Raw genomic sequence first — 18,345 nt, 5'->3', positions numbered from 1 at the left:
TACCGGCCAGTAGCTATCCGGAATATCATTCGGTCATGCATGTGACCCGGCAGATCACCGCCCCCTTCACCGGCGAGCAGATCGCCGAACTTCCCATCTCCGACGGCGACCACGTACGCGCCGCCTACGAGAAGGCGAGGCAGGCTCAGATGGCGTGGGCCGCCCTGCCGGTCGCCGAGCGCGCCCGCCCGTTCCTGCGCCTGCACGACGAGATACTCAACCGCCGCGACGAGATCCTCGACATCGTCCAGAACGAGACGGGCAAGGCCAGGAAGCACGCGTTCGAGGAGGTGCTCGACGTGGCCGGCTGCGCGCTGCACTACGCCCGCCGCGCCGCCCGCCTGCTCGCGCCCAAGAGCCGCAAGGGCATCTTCCCCGTGGCCACCCAGGTCACCGAGCTGCGCCAGCCCAAGGGCGTCGTCGCCCTGATCACCCCGTGGAACTACCCGCTCTCGCTGGGCGTGACCGACGCCGTACCCGCGCTGCTGGCCGGCAACGCGCTCGTCCACAAGCCCGACACCCAGACCGCGCTGTCCACGTTGTGGACCGTCGACCTGCTGGCCGAGCTCGGCCTGCCGCGCGAGATCTGGCAGGTCGTGCTCGGCGAGCCGGCCGACATCGGCGACGCACTGCTCGACGGCGCCGACTACGTGGCGTTCACCGGCTCCACGCGCGGCGGCCGCAAGATCGCCGAAGAGGCGGCCAAGCGGCTCATCGGCTGCTCACTGGAGCTCGGCGGCAAGAACCCCATGATCGTGCTCGACGACGCCGACCTCGACGTGGCAGCGCACGGCGCGGTCCGCGCCTGCTTCACCAACGCCGGACAGCTCTGCCTGTCGATCGAACGCCTCTACGTGCACGAGTCGCGCTTCGACGACTTCGCCCCGCGCTTCGCCAAGCAGACCAAGAACCTCAAGCTCGGCGCCGGTTTCGACTGGTCGGTCCAGATGGGCTCGCTCACCTCCCGCCGCCAGCTCGACACGGTCAGCGCCCACGTGGACGACGCGATCGTCAAGGGCGCGACCCTCCTGGCCGGCGGCAGGGCCCGGCCCGACCTGGGCCCGTTCTTCTACGAGCCGACCATCCTCACCGGCGTCACCGAGAAGATGGAGCTGTGCGCCAACGAGACCTTCGGCCCCGTCGTCGCCCTCTACCCGTTCACGAGTGACGAGCACGCCGTGGCCCTGGCCAACGACACCGTCTACGGGCTCAACGCCTCCGTCTGGACCCGCGACCTGGCCAGGGGCCGATCGGTCGCCACCCGGCTGAAGGCCGGCACGGTCAACATCAACGAGGGCTACGCCTCCGCGTACGCCTCCTACGACGCGCCCATGGGCGGCATGAAGTCCTCAGGCCTCGGCCGCAGGCACGGCGCCGAGGGCCTGCTGCGCTACACCGAGGCGCAGACCGTGGCCTCCCAGAGCACGCTGCTGGGCTTCGAGGCGCCCTTCGGCCTCGGCAACGACACCTGGGCCGAGTTCATGGCCACCGCGCTCAAGACCATGCGGAGGCTGCGGCTCACATGAGCGACTTCGACGTCCTGGTCATCGGCTCCGGCTTCGGCGGCAGCGTCTCGGCGCTGCGGCTGACCGAGAAGGGCTACACGGTCGGTGTGCTGGAGGCGGGCCGCCGCTTCACCGCCGCCACGCTGCCCAAGACCTCCTGGCGGGTACGCGACTTCCTGTGGGCGCCGTGGCTCGGGCTCAAGGGCATCCAGCGCATCCACGTACTCGGCGGCGACCGGGGCGACCGCGTGATGGTGCTGGCCGGGGCGGGGGTGGGCGGCGGTTCGCTGGTCTACGCCAACACCCTCTACGAGCCGCTCGACCCCTTCTTCGCCGACGCGCAGTGGGCGGGCATCACCGACTGGAAGGCCGAGCTCGCGCCCCACTACGACCAGGCCAAGCGGATGCTCGGCGTCGTCGTCAACCCGACCACGACCCGCGCCGACGAGATCATGAAGAAGGTCGCCGCCCGGATGGGCGTGGCCGACACCTTCCGCCTCGCCCCCGTCGGCGTCTACTTCGGCGAGGACGGCGTCGACCCCTACTTCGGCGGCGCCGGACCCACGCGCAACGGCTGCGTGGAGTGCGGCGAGTGCATGACCGGCTGCCGCCACGGCGCCAAGAACATGCTCACCGAGAACTACCTCCACCTCGCCGAGAAGGCCGGGGCCCGCGTCTACCCCGAGTGCACGGTCACCTCCGTCCGTCCGCGCCCTTCCGGCGGTTACGTGGTGGAGGTCCGCAAGACGGGTTCGGTACGGCTCCGCCGTACCTTCACCGCCCGGCAGGTGATCTTCGCGGCCGGCACCTACGGCACCCAGCGGCTGCTTCACAAGCTGCGCGCCAACGGCGCGCTGCCCCGGATCTCCGCCCGGCTCGGCGTCCTGACCAGGACGAACTCAGAGGCGCTGCTCGGCTTCGAACGCCTGGCCGTGCACGGCGAGAAGCTCAACGGCGGCGTGGCCATCACCTCCTCGATCCACCCCGACGCCGAGACGCACATCGAGCCGGTGCGCTACGGCAACGGCTCCAACGCCATGGGCCTGCTGCGCACGCTGCTCGTGGACGGCGGCCAGAACCGGTGGCGGGTCTTCGGCCGCGAGCTGGCCGCGCAGCCGCTCAGGGCGCTGCGCCTGCTCAACCTGCGGCGCTGGTCGGAGCGGAGCCTCATCGCCCTGGTCATGCAGGCCAAGGACAACTCGATCTCGGTGACCCGCACCCGCTGGGGGCTGCGCGCCACGCCGGGACACGGCGAGCCGAACCCCACGTGGATTCCGGCGGGCCACGACGCGGTACGCCACGCGGCCGAGGAGATCGGCGGCCTGCCCGGCGGCTCCTGGCTGGACCTGTTCGACATCCCGGCCACCGCGCACTTCCTGGGCGGCTGCGCGATCGGCTCCTCGGCCGAGAACGGCGTGATCGACGCCTACCACCGCCTGTACGGGCACGAGGGGCTGCACGTGATCGACGGCTCCGCGATCTCCGCCAACCTGGGCGCCAACCCGTCGCTGACCATCACCGCCCAGGCCGAGCGGGCGATCGCGCTCTGGCCGAACGCCGGTGAGCCGGACGCCAGGCCGCCTTTGGGCGCGCCGTACACGCGGATGGAGCCCGTCGCGCCGCGCGCCCCCGTCGTGCCCGCCGCCGCCCCGGCCGCGCTGCGGCTGTACGGAATATCCCGGCGGCCCGGCATGTCGTAACGCGGTATGCGGATCCAATACGTGGGCGGCCCGACCGCCATCCTGGAGATCGGCGGGCTGCGCCTGCTGACCGACCCGACCTTCGACCCGCCCGGCCACTACCCCGTCGGCAGCGGGCTGACCAAGACCGACGGTCCGGGCGTGGCGGTCGCCGAGATCGGCGCGATCGACGCCGTCCTGCTCTCCCACGATCAGCATCCCGACAACCTTGACGACTCGGGACGCGAGCTGCTCGCGTCGGCGCCGCTCGTGCTGTCCACGCCGAGCGCCGCCACGCGGATCGCCGCCCAGGCGCTGCCCAACTGGAGCGAGGTGGAGCTGGGGCCGCTGACGATCACCGGCGTGCCCGCCCAGCATGGGCCCGACGGCACCGAGCACCTGGTCGGCGAGGTCACCGGGTTCGTGCTCAGGGGCGACGGCCTGCCGACCGTCTACGTCAGCGGCGACAACGCCTCACTCGACGTCGTACGCGAGATCGCCGGGCGGATCGGCGAGGTGGACGTGGCGGTGCTGTTCGCGGGAGCCGCGCGCACCCCGCTCATCCCCGACGCCGACCTCACCCTCAACAGCCGCGACGCCGCCGAGGCCGCCCGCATCCTGGGCGCGAAGCACGTGGTGCCGCTGCACTTCGAGCACTGGGCGCACTTCTCGCAGGGGCGGGCGACGCTGGCGGAGGCGTTCGCGGACGTGGACGGCGTGCGGGTGCTCGCCCCCGGAGAGTGGGCCGTCACAGGATCGTCTTGAGGAGCCCCAGCGGCGGCGAACCGAGGTCGAGCATGGCCTTGTGGAAGCGCTGCAGCGTGAAGGCCGGGCCCCACTCCTCGCGCGCCCGCTCACGCAGGTCGAGGATGAGCAGCTTGCCCCACGTGTAGCGGCCGTAGGTGGGATCGAAGGAAGCGCGGCGGGCCTCCGACAGCGCGGCGGGCCCGGACAGGTGGGTGTCGGCGGCGAAGCGGCGGGCACCCTCCTCCACCGTCATCTGCCCGGTGTGCACGCCGATCGCGCAGGCCAGCCTGGTCACCCGTACGAGAGCCTCCAGCCAGACGCCGATCTCGAAGCGCGGGTCACCGGCCTCGAAACCCTCCTCGACGCACAGCTCCTCGACGTAGTGGGCCCAGCCTTCGGCGAACGCCATCGACTGCAGCAGCCTGCGCACGTCGCCCTTCGCGTGACGCAGCGCGCGGCCGTGGGAGAAGTGGCCGGGCGCGACCTCGTGCACGTTGATCGCGGGCAACGTGGTGTGGCTGAACACCTCCAGCCACTCCTCCTGCTCCTCGACCGGCCACGAGGCGTCGGGCGGGGTGATGTAGTACCAGCTGGGGCCCTCGGGCTCACCGGGGGAGTTCCAGCACATCATCGCCATCGCCCAGCGGCGCGACTCGGGCGCGAGGCCGACCAGGCACTCGCCGTCGTGGTAGGGCACGAGGTCCTTCTCACGGGTGAACGCGATGGCCTTCTCGGTGCCGATCCTGGCGGCCTCGATGACGCCGTCGGCGCCGGGATGCTGCCTGACCAGCTCGCGGGCGACGTCCAGCGGCCTGCCGCTCTCGCCCAGCTTGGCGACGGCCTCGGCCAGCAGCGTGTGGAGGCGGTCGCGTTCGGCGTCGGCGCGCTCGGCCAGCCGGCCCAGGTCGACGTCGATGCCCTCGGTGCTGCCCATCAGCCGGGCCAGTGCGGGACCGCCCAGCGAGGCGTCGGGGTCGCCGACGGCGGCGGCACGCTCGACGTGCGCGACCAGCAGCCGGTGGGCGTCGAGCGCGGCCGCGTCGGTGACGCCCGCGGCCAGGCCCTTGACCGCTCCGGCCAGCGCGGTGGCGACCGGGGCGCTGACCTGGTCGAGCGCGGCGATCGCGCCATGGACCGCCGCCGGCCACTCCGCCAGGTGAGCCGCCCTGGCGGCGGCGCGTTCCGCCTCCGGGGCGTAGTCGCGGTCGTAGCAGGCCAGGTCGAGGTTGGACAGGTGCGGCAGCGGGTTGCGGCGGTGCAGTTCAAGCTCGCCGAACTGCACGCGCAGCCCGGTCTCGAAGACCGTGAGGTGTTCGGCGTCATAGGGGTCGTCGGGCAGCGTGCCCTCGCCCAGGCGGGCCAGGCCGGACCGGACGCCCTCGGGGGAGAGGTCCTGGGTCCGGCCGTCGTACTCGTGCCTGCCGCCCATCTCGCGGGCCTCGGCCATGATCAGGTCGGTGACAGCGCGGAGCCGGGGATCGAGTTCGGTCATGAACTCGACGCTAACGCACACCCTTGATCTTCAGTACGGCCAGCGAAGCGATCAGCGAGACCACGATCCCGACCAGGAAGAGCGTGGTGTAGCCGCCCATGGTCACCAGGAAGGCGGCGAGGGCGGGGGCGGCGATCTGCGGGCCGGCGTTGGCGATGTTGAGCACGCCCATGTCCTTGCCGACCTCTTCCTTGTTCGGCAGCACCTTGGTCACCAAGGCCATGTCCACGGCCATGAAGATGCCGAAGGCGACGCCGTGCAGGACGTTGTAGACGAGCATGCCCTCGAAGGACGGCATGAGCAGCGGGATGCCCAGCGTGATCGCCGAGGCCAGACCGGCGATCAGCGCGAACATCCGGAACCTCGCCACCTTGTCCGACAGCGGGCCGATCAGCACCACCGCCAGGAACGTCGCGACCTGGCCGACGAGCATGAGCATGCCCATCTTGGAGACGACCTCGGCCTTCGGGATCTTGATGAAGTCCTCGAGCAGGAAGAGGTTGAAGGTGAAGATCATCATGTAGCCGAGCATGATTCCGAAGCGCCCGACGAACGCCCACAGGAAGTCCCGGTGACGCAGCGGCCGCACGAACGCCGCGAGAAACTCGCCCATGTCGAACGGCTGGCGCGGCAGCTCCGTCGACGAGCGGTCGGGGCTGGCCAGCACGATGAGCAGGGCCGCGGCGACCAGAACCCCCATGACCACGTAGTACGCGCCGCCGTCGGCCAGCTGCGGCATGCTCATGAACATCAGGGCGGCGGCGATCGTGGCCACCGGCGTGCCGAGGCCGAACAACGCGGAGAAGGTGCCGTAGCGGCGGGCCGGGACCCGGTCGGGCAGGATCGCGGTGATCGCGGCCTGGTAGCCGTTCATGATGAGCTGCACGCCGGCCCAGCTGATGCCGAGCATGAGCACGCTGGCCGCGTTGGCCTGCAGCAGCAGCGCGAGAACGCCGATCGCGACGCAGCCGAGGATCCAGGGGGAGCGGCGGCCGAACCGGGAGCGGGTCCGGTCGGAGATCTGGCCGAAGATGGGGTTGGCGATGGTGGCCATGAGCGGGCCGATCGAGTTGGCCAGCCCGAGCGCGGCCACGTCGTTGGTCCCGGTGATCAGCTGGACGTGGCGGGGCAGCAGGAACGCGCCCACGCCGATCCAGAGGAACATGACCGCGACGTTGGCGAGGGGGAGCGTGAGATAGAGCGGGCCGAGACGGAATCCGCGATCCTCATCTGCCGTGGGGGCTTTGCCCTGAACATGGGTCATCGACCAGGACCTTTCCAGCAGTGGTGATACGTATCACCGACGATTGCTCTGGACTGTAGGTCGCCGGTCTCCGCGTGACAAGACGCGCGGCCAAGTTGTTACGAGCTGGATCTGACGATCAGACGTGGGCCGTAGACGCTGATGACCGTCCCCGGCTCCGCGGTGCGGTCGCCGCGGACCAGTTCGTCGATGAAGGCGGCCATTCCGGCCGGGGTCGCCGTGGTGTCGAAATGGACGCTCGTCAGGCGGGGGCGTACCAGGGAGGCGAGCAGCAGGTCGTCCGCGCCGACGATGGCCACGTCCTCCGGGACCCGCACGCCGGCGTCCTGCAGCGCGCTCATCAGCAGCAGCGCGTACTCGTCGTTGTAGGCGAAGATCCCGTCGGGCAGGTCGTGCCTGGTGGCGACCGCGCGGGCGGCCTCCTCGGTGAAGGCCAGGTCGATGCGTTCGGCGCCGGGCGCCACCTGGCGTACGCCGCGCAGGCGGCCCGCGCCCATGAGGTCGACGCCCTCCTCGCGGGGGACGATCGCGGCCAGCCGCCTGCGTCCGCGTTCGGCCAGGTGGCGGGCGGCGCAGGCGCCCACCGACTCGTGGTCCATGACCACCGTGGGCACCAGCGGGGACGGGGCGTCGGCGAAGCCGATCACGGCCCGCGTGCCCGAGGCGCGCAGCAGGTCGACCGAGGCCTTGGTGAGCCGGTCGGCCTCGACGATGACCGCCGTCGGGCGCAGTCCCGCCCACACCTTGGCCGCCGGCACGCCCTTGAGGTGGCGCTCGCCGTACTGGACGAGGGTGTAGCCGCGCGGCCGGAGCTCCTCGCCGAGGTCGTCGAGCAGATCGCGGACGAGGCCGCCCGTGCGGGCGGGGGACAGCGGGACCAGCACGATGCCGCTGCGGCCGGTGCGCAGAGTGCGGGCGCTGGCGTCGGGCACGTACCCGAGCCGGGCTGCGGCGTCGCGCACGCGCTGCCTGGTCTCCTCGCTCACCCGGGCGTTGGGGTTGTCGTTGAGCACGTAGGAGACGGTGGCCTGGGAGACGCCGGCGGCCCTGGCCACGTCCACGCTGGTCGGCGGTCTGTTCGAGGTCACACTCTTGTCCCGTCCATCGTGGGATGCTATCAAGCGCTTATACGTATAACATCAGGCCCTCTCCGGCCCGCGCTCGCCCTCGGCCACTCGCTCGGCGGCCTCACGCTCGGCGCCGCCGTCGACCGCCTCATGCCCGGCCGGGCGATCGGCTCCGACCCCGCCTTCCGGCTGCCCGTGCTGGAGGACGGCACCCCGATGACCGACCTGATGGCACAGGCGGCTGATCGCGGCCACGCACCCGGGGCGCAGGTGGCTGATCCGTCGTTTTTGGTGTCACCGGAGTTCCAGGAGGAGTTGGTGGGGAAGGGATTCGAGGTGAGGGTGGTCAAGGGCGCCGAACACACGATCCACCGGCACCTGTTCGAGGACTTCATGGCGGGGTTGGACGGCCGGCTCTGAAACTCCCGGCAGCGCGGAACCCGGAGCCCGCGCTGCCGGGCCCCACCCCACCCCCTCCTGAGCCACACCTCCCGAGCGGCCCCTCTCGGGCGGTCTGCTGCCTGTCCCACCGTCCGGCCCAACGCTGCCGTGCCGTGGCTTGTTGGCCGTGTCGCGCCGCGTCTCCTGGGCTACACGGTCTTTCGGGGGTGGCTCTCCCGCCGCCGGTTGCCCCTGTGAGGGTTCTCCCGGCTTGGTCCGTGAGTCCTGCGTCACGTGCTATCCCTCGTGCCAGGCGGGGCAAGGCGGGTGATTTCGTCGAGGAGGTGTTCCAGGTGGCTGTCGTCGGTTGCCGGGTTCATGACGGTGACGCGGAGGTGGCGTATGCCGTTCAGGACGGTTGAGGTCAGGTAGAAGGTGCCGTCGGCCATCATGCGTTCGCGGATCCCGGCCGTGTCGGCCGCGCCGTACCGGAAGCAGACGATGTTGCTCTCCGGCTCGTACGGCAGCGCGAATCCCGGTCGGCGGCGAGCCAGCTCCCAGAAGCGGTGGGCGGCGGCATAGCGGCCGGCCACGAAGTCGCCGAGGCCCCGCTCGCCCCGCCAGGCGAGGTTCAGGAAGATCTTCAGACCGAGTTCGGCCTTGGTGCACTCGACGGTCCTGCCGATCAGGTCGAAGCCCTGGTCGCCGTAGAAGATGTAGCTGGCGTCCTGCTGGAAGGCGGCGTCCAGGGCGCCTTCGCGGCGGACCAGGACGGCGGCGGCCAGGGAGGACGTGCGGAGCATTTTGTGGGCGTCCCAGATGAGGGAGTCGGCCAGTTCGACGCCGTCGAGCAGGTGGCGGTGGGCGGGGCTGAGGAGGGCGGAGGCGCCGTGGGCGCCGTCCACGTGGAACCAGATGTCCCGGTCGCGGCACCACTGTCCGACCGCGCGAAGGTCGTCGTGCAGGCCGGTCCCGGTGGCGCAGGCGGACGCCACCAGCGCGATCGGCCGTTTTCCGGAGATTTCGGGGAATCGCGCGACGGCCAGGCGGCCCAGCTCGTCCGTCGGCAGCTCCACCACCGCCTTCTGGCCCAGGCCCATGATCGAGGCGGCCCGCGAGACCGAGTAGTGCGCCGACGGCGGCGCCAGGATCACCAGGTCGTCGGGGGTGCCGTTCGCCCACGCCTCGGGCGCGGCGTGCGCGCGGGCGGCCAGCAGGGCGGTGAGGTTCGCCAGCGAACCCCCGTGGGTCAGCACGCCGGCGCCGCGCGGGAAGCCGGCCTTCTCCAGCATCCACCGGACCACCTCGAACTCCACCGTGGCCGCCGCCGCGCCCATCTCGTAGATGGCCATGGGGTTGTTCGTGGCGCCGTGGATGAAGTCGGCCAGCGCGGCGGGAAAGTCGGGAGAGGCGACCTGATGGGCGAGATAGGCGGGGTGGTGGAGTCGGGTCCCCTCGCTCAGGAAGGCGTGGAGGAAGTCCTGGTACGTCTCCGTGCTCAGCCCGCCCTCCCGGATGAGCTCGGCCAGGCGTAGCCTCCCGGCGATCTCCGCCGGCGGCCGCTGCCGGACCACGGGCACCTGGCCGCGCTGGCTCTCCTCGACGTAGGCGGCCAGTTCGCTCACGGTGACGGCGGCAGCTTTGGTAAAAGCCTCAACATCCCACATACCCCGAAATATCCGCGCTCAGCAGGGCATGTGGCTAGATTTACCGAATATGAGGGACCAATCGGGGCAGGCAGCCGAACTCGATTCGATTGACCTGGCGATTCTGGCCGAGTTGCAGAACGACGCTCGGCTGCCCAACAAGGACCTGGCGGAAAAGCTCGGCGTGGCACCCTCCACAGCCCTGGAGCGGGTACGCGCGCTGCGCCGCCGTGGCGTGATCACCGCCTTCCGCGCCGACGTCGACATCGCCCGCCTCGGCCGCCCGCTGGAGGCCCTGCTGGCGCTGCGAGTACGCCCGCACACCGCCCAGCTGTCCGACCCGCTGCGCCGGTTCGTCCTGAGCCTGCCGGAGACCATCACGCTGTTCAACGTGGCCGGCCCCGAGGACTTCCTCGTGCACGTGGCGGTCGCCGACGCCACCAGCCTGCACCGGCTCGTACTGGAGAAGTTCCTGGTCCGGCCGGAGATCGTCCACCTGCAGACCACCTTGATCTTCAAGACCGAAAAACAGGCGGTGCAACGGCCCTCCGAACTGTGAGAATGTCCGCCATGTCCCTCCGGATCACCACGCTGGCCGAGCGTCCCGAGTTCGCCGAGTCGTTGTGGGACATGGACACGGCCTGGCCGGAGTTCATGTTCAACGACCCGATCGCGGACCTCTTCTACGCTGTCGCCACCACCCACTACGCCGAGTACATCCTGGTCGCCGACGACTCCGACGAGCCCGGCCGGATGGTGGCGCGCGGCTGCATGATCCCGTTCAACTCCCGCGACGGCGAACTGCCCGAGGACGGCTGGGACGCGGTCATCAGGCGCGGCTGGCTGACCAGGGACAGGGGCACGACGCCCGACGCCCTCTCCGCCCTGGAGATCACGATCAGGAAGGACCTGCTCGGCGCCGGACTGTCCCGTCACATGGTCGCCGCGATGCGCGAGCGGGCCGCGCGCCTGGGCTACTCCGAACTGCTCGCGCCGGTCAGACCCAGCCAGAAGCACCTGGAACCGCGCACCCCCGCCACCGAGTACGCCTTCCGCACCCGCGCGGACGGCCTGCCGTACGACGCCTGGCTGCGCGTGCACGTCCGCGCCGGCGCCACGGTGGAGAAGGTCGCCCACCGCTCGATGACGATCTCCGGCACGCTCGGCGAGTGGCGGGAGTGGACCGGCCTGCCGTTCGACGCCGAGGGCCCGGTCGAGGTGCCGGGAGCGCTCGTTCCCGTGCACTGCGATGTCACCCACGATCACGCGGTTTACGTCGAACCGAACATCTGGGTGCGCCACTCGCTCTGATAACGTTCTTGGTGCCAAGCGAGCGCTCGGGAGGCTGGCGTGCGGGAACTCTCCGGCAAGGTCGCAGTGGTCACCGGAGCGGCGAGCGGCATCGGCCGCGCGCTCGCGGTCCGCCTGGCCGAGGAGGGCATGAGCCTGATGCTCGCCGACGTCGACCCGGGCGGGCTGGCCGAGACCGCCGCGCTGGCCGGGCGCGGCAGGGTGCTCACGCAGATCACCGACGTCTCCGACGACGCCGCCGTCCAGCACCTGGCCGCGCGCACGTTCGGCGAACTCGGCGCCGTCCACGTGCTGTGCAACAACGCCGGCGTCTTCCAGGGCGGCCACATCTGGAACCGCACCACGGAGGACTTCGCCTGGCTCCTGGGCGTGAACCTCTGGGGCGTGCTCCACGGCATCCAGGCCTTCGTCCCCCGCATGATCGAACAGGACACCGAAGGCCACATCGTCAACACCGTCTCGGTGGCGGGGTTGTTCGCCGCGCCGTACACGGCGGGATATGCCGTCAGCAAGTACGCGGCGTTCGCCGCGTCGCAGACCCTCGCCCAGGACCTCGCGATCACCGGCTCCAAGCTGAAGGTGACCGCGCTGTGTCCCGGCGCGGTGCGCACCCAGATCAACACCTCCGAGCGGGTACGGCCCGCCGACCTCCTCGTCGGCCGCACCCGCGACGACTACGCCGCCCAGGGCATCATCGACGCCATCATGGAGCGGGGCATCGACCCCGCGGACGTTGCCAGGCAGGTGGTCGAGGCGATCCACGAGGAGCGCTTCCTCCTGCTCACGCACCCCGAGTACGCCAAGGGGCTGCGTGAGCAGCTCGAAGCCCTGCTCGACGGCGCCCTTCCGCCGCTGCCCGGCTACGAGTGACCGCGGCGCCGTCCGCAGCGGGGCGGGGTGCGGGGGCCGATACACTGGGTGTACCGCATTCGCTGTTGGAGGGTCTGTCTCGTGTCTGAGTTCGACACTGTGCTCGTGGTCGACTTCGGTGCGCAGTATGCGCAGCTCATCGCCCGCCGCGTGCGCGAATGCCACGTCTACTCGGAAATCGTCCCCTCGTCGATGCCGGTCGAGGAGATGCTGGCCAAGAAGCCCAAGGCGATCATCCTGTCGGGTGGGCCTTCGTCGGTCTATGCCGACGGGGCGCCGGCCGTACCGGATGGGCTGTTCGAGACGGGTGTGCCGACGTTCGGCATTTGTTACGGCTTCCAGGCGATGGCACGTTCCCTCGGCGGCGACGTCGCCCGCACGGGCGTGGCCGAATACGGCGGCACCGCGCTCGACGTGCTCAGCGAGGGCGTGCTCTTCGCGGGCCTGCCCGACAAGCAGAAGGTGTGGATGTCCCACGGTGACGCCGTGGCCACCGCGCCCGCCGGCTTCGTGGTGACCGCCTCGACGTCCGAGACCCCCGTCGCCGCGTTCGAGGACACCCTTCGCGGCCTGTACGGCGTGCAGTTCCACCCCGAGGTCCTCCACTCCGAGCACGGGCAGGCGGTGCTCAAGCACTTCCTCGACGCGGCCGGATGCCGTCCGAGCTGGACCATGCTCAACATCGTCGAAGACGCCGTCGAAGCGGTACGCCGGCAGGTCGGCGAGGGCCGCGCCATCTGCGCGCTGTCCGGCGGCGTCGACTCCGCCGTGGCGGCCGCCATCGTCCAGCGGGCCATCGGTGACCGGCTGACCTGCGTCTTCGTCGACCATGGCCTGCTGCGCAAGGGCGAGGCCGAGCAGGTGGAGCGCGACTTCGTGGCCGTCACCGGGGTGAAGCTGCGCGTGGTGGACGCCGCCGACCGCTTCCTGAAGGCCCTGGACGGCGTGACCGACCCGGAGGAGAAGCGCAAGATCATCGGGCGCGAGTTCATCCGCGTCTTCGAGGACGAGCAGCGGGCCATCATGGCGGACGGCCCCGTCGACTTCCTGGTCCAGGGGACGTTGTACCCGGACGTGGTCGAGTCGGGCGGCGGCACCGGCACCGCCAACATCAAGTCGCACCACAACGTGGGCGGGCTCCCCGACGACCTGCAGTTCCAGCTCGTGGAGCCGCTGCGGACCCTGTTCAAGGACGAGGTACGGCGGGCGGGCGAAGAACTCGGACTGCCGTCGGCGATGGTGTGGCGGCAGCCGTTCCCGGGGCCCGGACTGGGGATCCGGATCATCGGGGCGGTGACCAAGGAGCGGCTGGACCTTCTGCGCGAGGCCGACGCGATCGCCCGCGAAGAGCTGTCGCGGGCCGGGCTGGATCGGGAGATCTGGCAGTGCCCGGTGGTGCTGCTGGCCGACGTACGGTCGGTGGGGGTGCAGGGCGATGGGCGCACCTACGGCCACCCGGTGGTACTGCGGCCGGTCACCTCTGAGGACGCGATGACCGCGGACTGGGCCAAGGTGCCTTACGACGTGCTGTCGCGCATTTCGACCCGGATCACGAACGAGGTCCGCGAGGTCAACCGGGTGGTGGTCGACGTGACCAGCAAGCCCCCGGGCACCATCGAGTGGGAGTAAGAGCCAAGGGCTAGATTCTCGCGTGGCTCGCGCGTCTTTCTGAGGCCCACCCGCTGCCCGGCCAAGTGGTTGGGCAGCGGAAGCCCGACCACCGCTCGCTATCCAGCTACCCAGGGTGCTCTCGGAGACGGCATCATCCACGGTCACCACCGGGCAGATGCCAAAGGCGTCAACCGGTGCCGACCGACCGAACCATGTGCCGCCGGCTTGGCACGGCCCCTGGCAACGTCCGCGACAGGGGCGACCCAAGCCAACGAGCTGGACCCGGCAGCGAGTCCTCGGGGCGCCAATTGCGGTAAGAAGCTGACCGCAATCATCTCTAGCCTTCACCGCATGGAGACGACCAAGCAAACTCCCGAACCCCAGGGCGAGAACACCGTGAACGGGTTCATCGTCGTTGACGGAGCCGCGCCTTTCATCGACTTTCTCGTCGCTGTCTTCGATGCGACTGAGCGGGAGGAAGCCCGCACCCCTGACTTCTACGCCGGAGACGGAACGCTGATCCACGCCGAAGTCAAAATCGGCAACTCGTTGCTCATGGTCGCTGACCGTAAGGCCGACTGGCCGTTCACCCCGGCCCTGACTCAGGTGTACGTCGCCGACCCCGAGGAGACGATGCGCAGAGCGGTCGAACGCGGGGCGACCGTCATCACTCCGGCGTCTTCCTTCTACGGCGGGTACGGCATCGCCCGCTTCCTCGACCCTTGGCACAACCTGTGGTGGCTGTTCTTTCCCGAGGCGGAAACCAGTCCGGCGGCCGGGGAAGAGCCGAGCTGGGAGGAATCCGCTGACCCCGGCCCTGTATACACGACGCTGCTCAAGACGATGGTCACGCTGGCCGACTCCCGTACCGGTGGCATCGGATGACCTGACCGGCATGGGGGATCTTCCGCTGCGAGGCGGGCCGACCCCGAAGGAACCTCCCGGCCAACGTGACGGACGGGAACCGACGCGGCGAGGCCCTGGGGGTTGCTCAAGGTCGGCGAAGACATCGTGTGGATTGAGCTGCCCAATGCGCCGCCCGACCTGGTGATCGTGGCCGCCCGCTGTCCCGGCCGCGTCGACCACCCGTGTCCTCTCGCCCAGCAGGACGGGCCTCACTCACTCCTGCTGAATCGTGGCCCCATCCTCCCGGGTGGAGTGACGCCACTCCGCGCAACCCTGCGCCGCGTGGGGTGGCGTCGCTCCGCGTCACCTCGCGCCACCCCGCACCACCCTGCGCCGCGTGGGGCGAAGCCACTCCACGTCACCTCGCGCTGTGTGGGGTGAGGTGGCACCGGGCCACCTCGCGTCGGGTGGGGTGAGGCCACTCCGCGTCACCTCGCGTCGGGTGGGGTGGGGTGTCACCGCGTCACCTAGCGTCGGGTGGGGTCAGGTCATCCCGTGAAACCTCGCGCCGCGCCGGGTGGTCGCCTGGGTGATGGAGGAAGCCGGGATGGCGACGAGGTCGGCCCATGACCCGCGCCCGGTCGCCAGTTGATGCGACATGCCGAACACCCGCTCGCCGACGGAGAATCCGCTCGTGCCGGGGTTGACGACGATCCCCGCCAGTTCCCAGCCCAGCGTCATCGGCAACGGTGGCGTACCCAAAAATGCCAATATGTTCGATGGGCATCCAACACTAGCGCCGTCGCGGACCGCCGGGGTCGGAGCCGCACCTGCCACGACAAACAGCAAATCTCGCCTGGCTCAAGGCGCTTTCCACTGCCGAGCACCGTCGAAAGGGGGTCAGAGCGGCCGAGGGAACAGGCGGGACCGGGTGGAGGGCGGCCCGGGTGACCCGGCTGGGTTCCTGTGGGGAAATCCATCGTGTGGCGTGTGGACGTATTACGGGCAGGTGCCGCCCACGAAGGGAAACCAGAGATGATCAAGCGCCTCCACAGGTTCGCCACCATCCTCGCCGCGGTGGCCGTGGCCGCGGTGATGTTGTCCCCTCCGAGCTCGGCGGCCGTCGCTCTGTCCGCGCCTGAGCCGCTGCGCGTCGACACCGTCACCGCGACCCAGATCTCCTTCCACTGGTCCCAGAACACGTCCGGGAGCGTGGGCGTCCTTCGTGCCCGGATTTACCAGAACGGGGCTCTGGTCACGACCACGCGGCTCCAGCGCTACACCGCTTCCGGGCTGGTTCCGGGCGCCACGTACTCCTTCCATGTCATCGCCGCCGATGACGCCGGGAACACCTCGCCGGCGAGCCGTACCCTCACGATCACCACGCGCGGACCGGGAGTGATCCCGCCCGGACCGGCGAACCTGCGGGCCACCGAGGTGGCCTCCGCGCGGGTCGGTCTCGCCTTCGAACAGCCGGACGACAGCTGGGACATCAGCTACTACGAGGTACTCGACGGGGGCGCGGTCGTCGCCACGATCCCCGCCGGGCCCTTCGACGGGACGGAGACGATCGGTCTGGCGTTGCGGGGGCTCACCGCGCAGTCGTCGCACACGTATGTGGCACGGGCGGTTCGAACGGCCATAGGCGTGTCGCCCTCGTCGAACACCCTGACGCTCGACACGCTTGCGCGTACGGACGTGGCCGCACCGTCGGCTCCCACCGGGCTGGTGGCGAAGACGGCCAGGTACGCGTGCTTCACCGTCGACCTGACCTGGACGCAGTCGAGTGACAACGCCGATCCGCAGTCCGCGATCGACTACGAGGTCCTGGTCAACGGCACGCACGATGGCTGGGTACGCGGCGCCGGGGCCTACACCATCGGCATCGTGCCCGTGGGGGACAACACGATCACGGTCCGTGCCGTGGACGGCTCCGGCAACGCCTCGGCCGCCGCCACGACCACGTTCGTGCGTTCGCCCAACTGCGGCGACGACGCCTGACATGTAGCGGTCCAGCCCGAGGCGCACCGTCTCGGGCTGGACTGTGCTGTGGCCACCACCCGGCGAGATCCGCGTGATCGATCACCGCGCCGGGGACGGGAGCTTCACTCCGATGATTCGAGACCGCAGCCGCCGGGCTCGCCTGCGAGGGATCATTCGACGACGCCGCCCGGCCAGAGTGCCGCGCTCATGACCGGGTGGCGGTGTCTCTGGGCTCGCGGAGGGTCGCCGCTGCCGCGACGAGCAGGGCCGCGAGCAGGACGATCGCCATGAAGACCTGCCCGTGCAGGCCGAGGACGAAGACGGTGCGGTCGGCGAACTCCGGGTCGTAGGTGGCGGTGCCGGGGAAAAGGAGCGCGCCGACCATGCCAAGCCACGGGACGGCCAGGATGGCGGCGGCGTGGAGCAAGGTGCTCCGGTCTCGCCGGAGCGCGAGGGCCAGGCCGGTCAGGCCGAGAAGCACGGTCATCACCATGTACTGGGCATCGTGGAACTTGGCGTGGGGCGGCCACGACGGGTTGAACGCGTGTTGCGCCGCGAGGTCGGGGATGACCAGGTCGGCGAGTACGGCTCCGAAGGTCGTGATCGCCGCGACGGCGATGATCAGGAGACGGGGGAGGGTCATCAGATCGTCCAGGTGTAGGTGGGGGCGAGCGAGCGGTTGAAGAACATCTTGGGCAGGAGGGGGAGGGCCGCGTCCCGCAGCGTGGTCATGGGAGCGGACGTCCAGTGCGCGGGGGCGCCGACCTGGCGGGAGCGGCGGACGATCATTTGGGTCCGGGGCCTGCGGGCGCGGTCGTAGGCGGCCGGCCCCGCGTGCGGCCCGAGGGTGTCCAGCGCGTGCGCGAGCGTGACCGCGTCCTCGAGCGCCTGGCAGGCGCCCTGTCCCAGGTTGGGCGTCATCGCGTGGGCCGCGTCGCCGAGAAGGGCGACGTTTCCTGAGACGTACGTGGGCAGCGTCGGCAGCTCGTAGGTGTCGCGTTGCACCACCGCCTCCTCGTGCACGGACTCGAGCAGCGCGGGGATGGGCCGGTGCCAGCGGGCGAAGCGTTCGCGCAGTTCGTCCAGGCCGATGTCGGAGCCGGCCGGGGCGTTGGCCATCACGTAGCAGTAGATACGGCCGTCGGGCATCGGCAGGTACCCGAAACGTTCGCCTCTGCCCCACGTCTCCACGCTCTCCTCGACGGGTTGGGGCGGGCCGATGAAGCGCCAGGTGGTGTAGCCGACGTAGCGCGGACGGGCGAGGCCGGGCCAGAGGGAGGCGCGGGTCACGCTGTGCACGCCGTCGGCGCCGACCACGACGTCCGCGGCGGAGACGCCGCCGCTGTGGCGGACCGTGCCGTCGGGCCGCACATCCTGTACGGCGACGCCGGCCCGCAGAGCCTCGGGCGGCACGGCCGCTCTCAGCAGGTCGACCAGTGCGGCGCGGTGCACGGTCACCCACGGGCCGAAGCGGCGCTTGAGGTCGTCGACATCGTGGCGGACCAGCCAGTCCCCCCGGCTGCCGCGGATGCCCGCGGGCGGCCCGGCGAGGACGCCGGCGCGCAGACGCTCGCCCAGTCCGAGGGCGTCCAGCGCGCGCAGGCCGTTGGGCTGGATGCTCAGTCCGGCGCCCACTTCGGTGAACTCGGCGGCGCGTTCGAGGACTTCCACCTGGATCCCACGCTGGTGAAGGGCGGCGGCCGTGGCGAGCCCGCCGATGCCGCCGCCCACAATGATCACTTTCACGCGCACGTCTCCTTGACGGTCAGAACGGCAGATGCCTTAGAGGCTCTAGATTTCTTAGAGTCATTAAGTAAACATAGAGGCTCTAAGAAGTCAATCGAGCCTGCTCCTCACGTCGTAGTGCCGGGCCCGGATCTGCCCTGGACGTCGTAGCCGGACGAACGCCCCCAGGGCGATGATCGCGGGCGGCTCCGCGGCGA

At 70.5% G+C, this 18,345-nt stretch carries 17 protein-coding genes; 10 read left to right on the top strand and 7 right to left on the bottom strand.

The window, feature by feature from the left end; genetic code table 11:
• The first annotated feature begins 35 nt into the window (after window positions 1–35).
• From ACIBI5_RS45205 to ACIBI5_RS45195, 3 genes are read left to right on the top strand one after another with little or no spacing between them, the layout of a single operon-like run.
• Window positions 36–1,526, top strand: coding sequence for a succinic semialdehyde dehydrogenase (locus tag ACIBI5_RS45205; protein ID WP_397256628.1), 1,491 nt, complete (start codon window positions 36–38; stop codon window positions 1,524–1,526).
• Complete coding sequence (locus ACIBI5_RS45200) at window positions 1,523–3,205, top strand: FAD-dependent oxidoreductase (protein ID WP_397256627.1); 1,683 nt, start codon at window positions 1,523–1,525, stop codon at window positions 3,203–3,205. The genes ACIBI5_RS45205 and ACIBI5_RS45200 overlap by 4 nt, the downstream gene beginning before the upstream one ends.
• Before the next feature lie 6 nt (window positions 3,206–3,211).
• On the top strand, window positions 3,212–3,949 hold the full coding sequence (locus tag ACIBI5_RS45195; RefSeq protein ID WP_397256625.1) for an MBL fold metallo-hydrolase: 738 nt from the start codon (window positions 3,212–3,214) through the stop codon (window positions 3,947–3,949).
• On the opposite strand, the gene ACIBI5_RS45190 is transcribed toward ACIBI5_RS45195, so the two are convergent.
• The 3 genes from ACIBI5_RS45190 to ACIBI5_RS45180 all read right to left on the bottom strand — a co-directional run bounded on the left by ACIBI5_RS45190 (window position 3,933) and on the right by ACIBI5_RS45180 (window position 7,775).
• Entirely contained in the window at window positions 3,933–5,423 is a 1,491-nt protein-coding gene (locus tag ACIBI5_RS45190) for a DUF885 family protein (RefSeq protein ID WP_397256623.1), read from the bottom strand. The two genes, ACIBI5_RS45195 and ACIBI5_RS45190, sit on opposite strands and share 17 nt — an antisense overlap.
• Before the next feature lie 10 nt (window positions 5,424–5,433).
• Window positions 5,434–6,687, bottom strand: a complete 1,254-nt coding sequence (locus tag ACIBI5_RS45185) for an MFS transporter (protein WP_397256621.1) — start codon at window positions 6,685–6,687, stop codon at window positions 5,434–5,436.
• Window positions 6,688–6,785: 98 nt separating this feature from the next.
• Complete coding sequence (locus ACIBI5_RS45180) at window positions 6,786–7,775, bottom strand: LacI family DNA-binding transcriptional regulator (protein WP_397256619.1); 990 nt, start codon at window positions 7,773–7,775, stop codon at window positions 6,786–6,788.
• 18 nt (window positions 7,776–7,793) lie between these two features.
• Here ACIBI5_RS45180 and ACIBI5_RS45175 point away from each other — a divergent pair, with 18 nt between their 5' ends.
• Window positions 7,794–8,174, top strand: coding sequence for a hypothetical protein (locus ACIBI5_RS45175; protein ID WP_397256617.1), 381 nt, complete (start codon window positions 7,794–7,796; stop codon window positions 8,172–8,174).
• A gap of 251 nt (window positions 8,175–8,425) precedes the next feature.
• Here the strand turns inward: ACIBI5_RS45175 and ACIBI5_RS45170 are convergent, their stop codons facing one another.
• Entirely contained in the window at window positions 8,426–9,760 is a 1,335-nt protein-coding gene (locus ACIBI5_RS45170; protein ID WP_397256615.1) for a pyridoxal phosphate-dependent decarboxylase family protein, read from the bottom strand.
• A gap of 91 nt (window positions 9,761–9,851) precedes the next feature.
• Here ACIBI5_RS45170 and ACIBI5_RS45165 point away from each other — a divergent pair, with 91 nt between their 5' ends.
• The 5 genes from ACIBI5_RS45165 (at window position 9,852) to ACIBI5_RS45145 (ending at window position 14,458) form a co-directional block, all read left to right on the top strand.
• Window positions 9,852–10,340, top strand: a complete 489-nt coding sequence (locus ACIBI5_RS45165; protein ID WP_397256613.1) for an Lrp/AsnC family transcriptional regulator — start codon at window positions 9,852–9,854, stop codon at window positions 10,338–10,340.
• A gap of 11 nt (window positions 10,341–10,351) precedes the next feature.
• The gene (locus ACIBI5_RS45160) at window positions 10,352–11,092 is read left to right on the top strand and encodes an N-acetyltransferase (RefSeq protein WP_397256611.1); all 741 of its coding nucleotides are present in this window, start codon (window positions 10,352–10,354) and stop codon (window positions 11,090–11,092) included.
• Between the two features lie 39 nt (window positions 11,093–11,131).
• Window positions 11,132–11,962: an SDR family NAD(P)-dependent oxidoreductase gene (locus ACIBI5_RS45155; RefSeq protein WP_397256609.1), complete on the top strand. Its 831-nt coding sequence runs from the start codon at window positions 11,132–11,134 to the stop codon at window positions 11,960–11,962.
• An 81-nt stretch (window positions 11,963–12,043) separates the two neighbouring features.
• Window positions 12,044–13,591 carry a glutamine-hydrolyzing GMP synthase gene (gene guaA, locus ACIBI5_RS45150; RefSeq protein ID WP_397256607.1) on the top strand — a complete coding sequence of 516 codons (1,548 nt, stop codon included), beginning with the start codon at window positions 12,044–12,046 and terminating at the stop codon, window positions 13,589–13,591.
• 333 nt (window positions 13,592–13,924) lie between these two features.
• Entirely contained in the window at window positions 13,925–14,458 is a 534-nt protein-coding gene (locus ACIBI5_RS45145; RefSeq protein ID WP_397256605.1) for a VOC family protein, read from the top strand.
• 504 nt (window positions 14,459–14,962) lie between these two features.
• On the opposite strand, the gene ACIBI5_RS45140 is transcribed toward ACIBI5_RS45145, so the two are convergent.
• The gene (locus tag ACIBI5_RS45140) at window positions 14,963–15,256 is read right to left on the bottom strand and encodes an alcohol dehydrogenase catalytic domain-containing protein (RefSeq protein ID WP_397256743.1); all 294 of its coding nucleotides are present in this window, start codon (window positions 15,254–15,256) and stop codon (window positions 14,963–14,965) included.
• 198 nt (window positions 15,257–15,454) lie between these two features.
• On the opposite strand from ACIBI5_RS45140, the gene ACIBI5_RS45135 reads away from it, so the two are divergent.
• Window positions 15,455–16,420, top strand: coding sequence for a fibronectin type III domain-containing protein (locus tag ACIBI5_RS45135; RefSeq protein WP_397256604.1), 966 nt, complete (start codon window positions 15,455–15,457; stop codon window positions 16,418–16,420).
• Between the two features lie 187 nt (window positions 16,421–16,607).
• Here ACIBI5_RS45135 and ACIBI5_RS45130 read toward each other — a convergent pair whose 3' ends face one another.
• Window positions 16,608–17,045 (bottom strand): DUF6640 family protein, encoded by a 438-nt coding sequence (locus tag ACIBI5_RS45130; RefSeq protein WP_397256602.1) that lies wholly within the window; start codon window positions 17,043–17,045, stop codon window positions 16,608–16,610.
• Window positions 17,045–18,148: an FAD-dependent monooxygenase gene (locus tag ACIBI5_RS45125; protein ID WP_397256600.1), complete on the bottom strand. Its 1,104-nt coding sequence runs from the start codon at window positions 18,146–18,148 to the stop codon at window positions 17,045–17,047. Before ACIBI5_RS45125 ends, ACIBI5_RS45130 begins: the two co-directional genes overlap by 1 nt.
• Between the last annotated feature and the right edge of the window lie 197 nt (window positions 18,149–18,345).

The organism is Nonomuraea sp. NPDC050540 (genome assembly GCF_044457485.1).
Taxonomy (GTDB): Bacteria; Actinomycetota; Actinomycetes; order Streptosporangiales; family Streptosporangiaceae; genus Nonomuraea.
Note: the sequence above shows the minus strand (reverse complement) of the source record. Positions and strands in the feature narration are given on the sequence as shown.

Bases quoted from the DNA above. Each gene is read 5' to 3' on its own strand.
- ACIBI5_RS45205 (WP_397256628.1), top strand. From the start codon at position 36: ATGCATGTGACCCGGCAGATCACCGCCCCCTTCACCGGCGAGCAGATC.
- ACIBI5_RS45200 (WP_397256627.1), top strand. From the start codon at position 1,523: ATGAGCGACTTCGACGTCCTGGTCATCGGCTCCGGCTTCGGCGGCAGC.
- ACIBI5_RS45195 (WP_397256625.1), top strand. From the start codon at position 3,212: ATGCGGATCCAATACGTGGGCGGCCCGACCGCCATCCTGGAGATCGGC.
- ACIBI5_RS45190 (WP_397256623.1), bottom strand. From the start codon at position 5,423: ATGACCGAACTCGATCCCCGGCTCCGCGCTGTCACCGACCTGATCATG.
- ACIBI5_RS45185 (WP_397256621.1), bottom strand. From the start codon at position 6,687: ATGACCCATGTTCAGGGCAAAGCCCCCACGGCAGATGAGGATCGCGGA.
- ACIBI5_RS45165 (WP_397256613.1), top strand. From the start codon at position 9,852: ATGAGGGACCAATCGGGGCAGGCAGCCGAACTCGATTCGATTGACCTG.
- ACIBI5_RS45160 (WP_397256611.1), top strand. From the start codon at position 10,352: ATGTCCCTCCGGATCACCACGCTGGCCGAGCGTCCCGAGTTCGCCGAG.
- ACIBI5_RS45145 (WP_397256605.1), top strand. From the start codon at position 13,925: ATGGAGACGACCAAGCAAACTCCCGAACCCCAGGGCGAGAACACCGTG.
- ACIBI5_RS45135 (WP_397256604.1), top strand. From the start codon at position 15,455: ATGATCAAGCGCCTCCACAGGTTCGCCACCATCCTCGCCGCGGTGGCC.
- ACIBI5_RS45130 (WP_397256602.1), bottom strand. From the start codon at position 17,045: ATGACCCTCCCCCGTCTCCTGATCATCGCCGTCGCGGCGATCACGACC.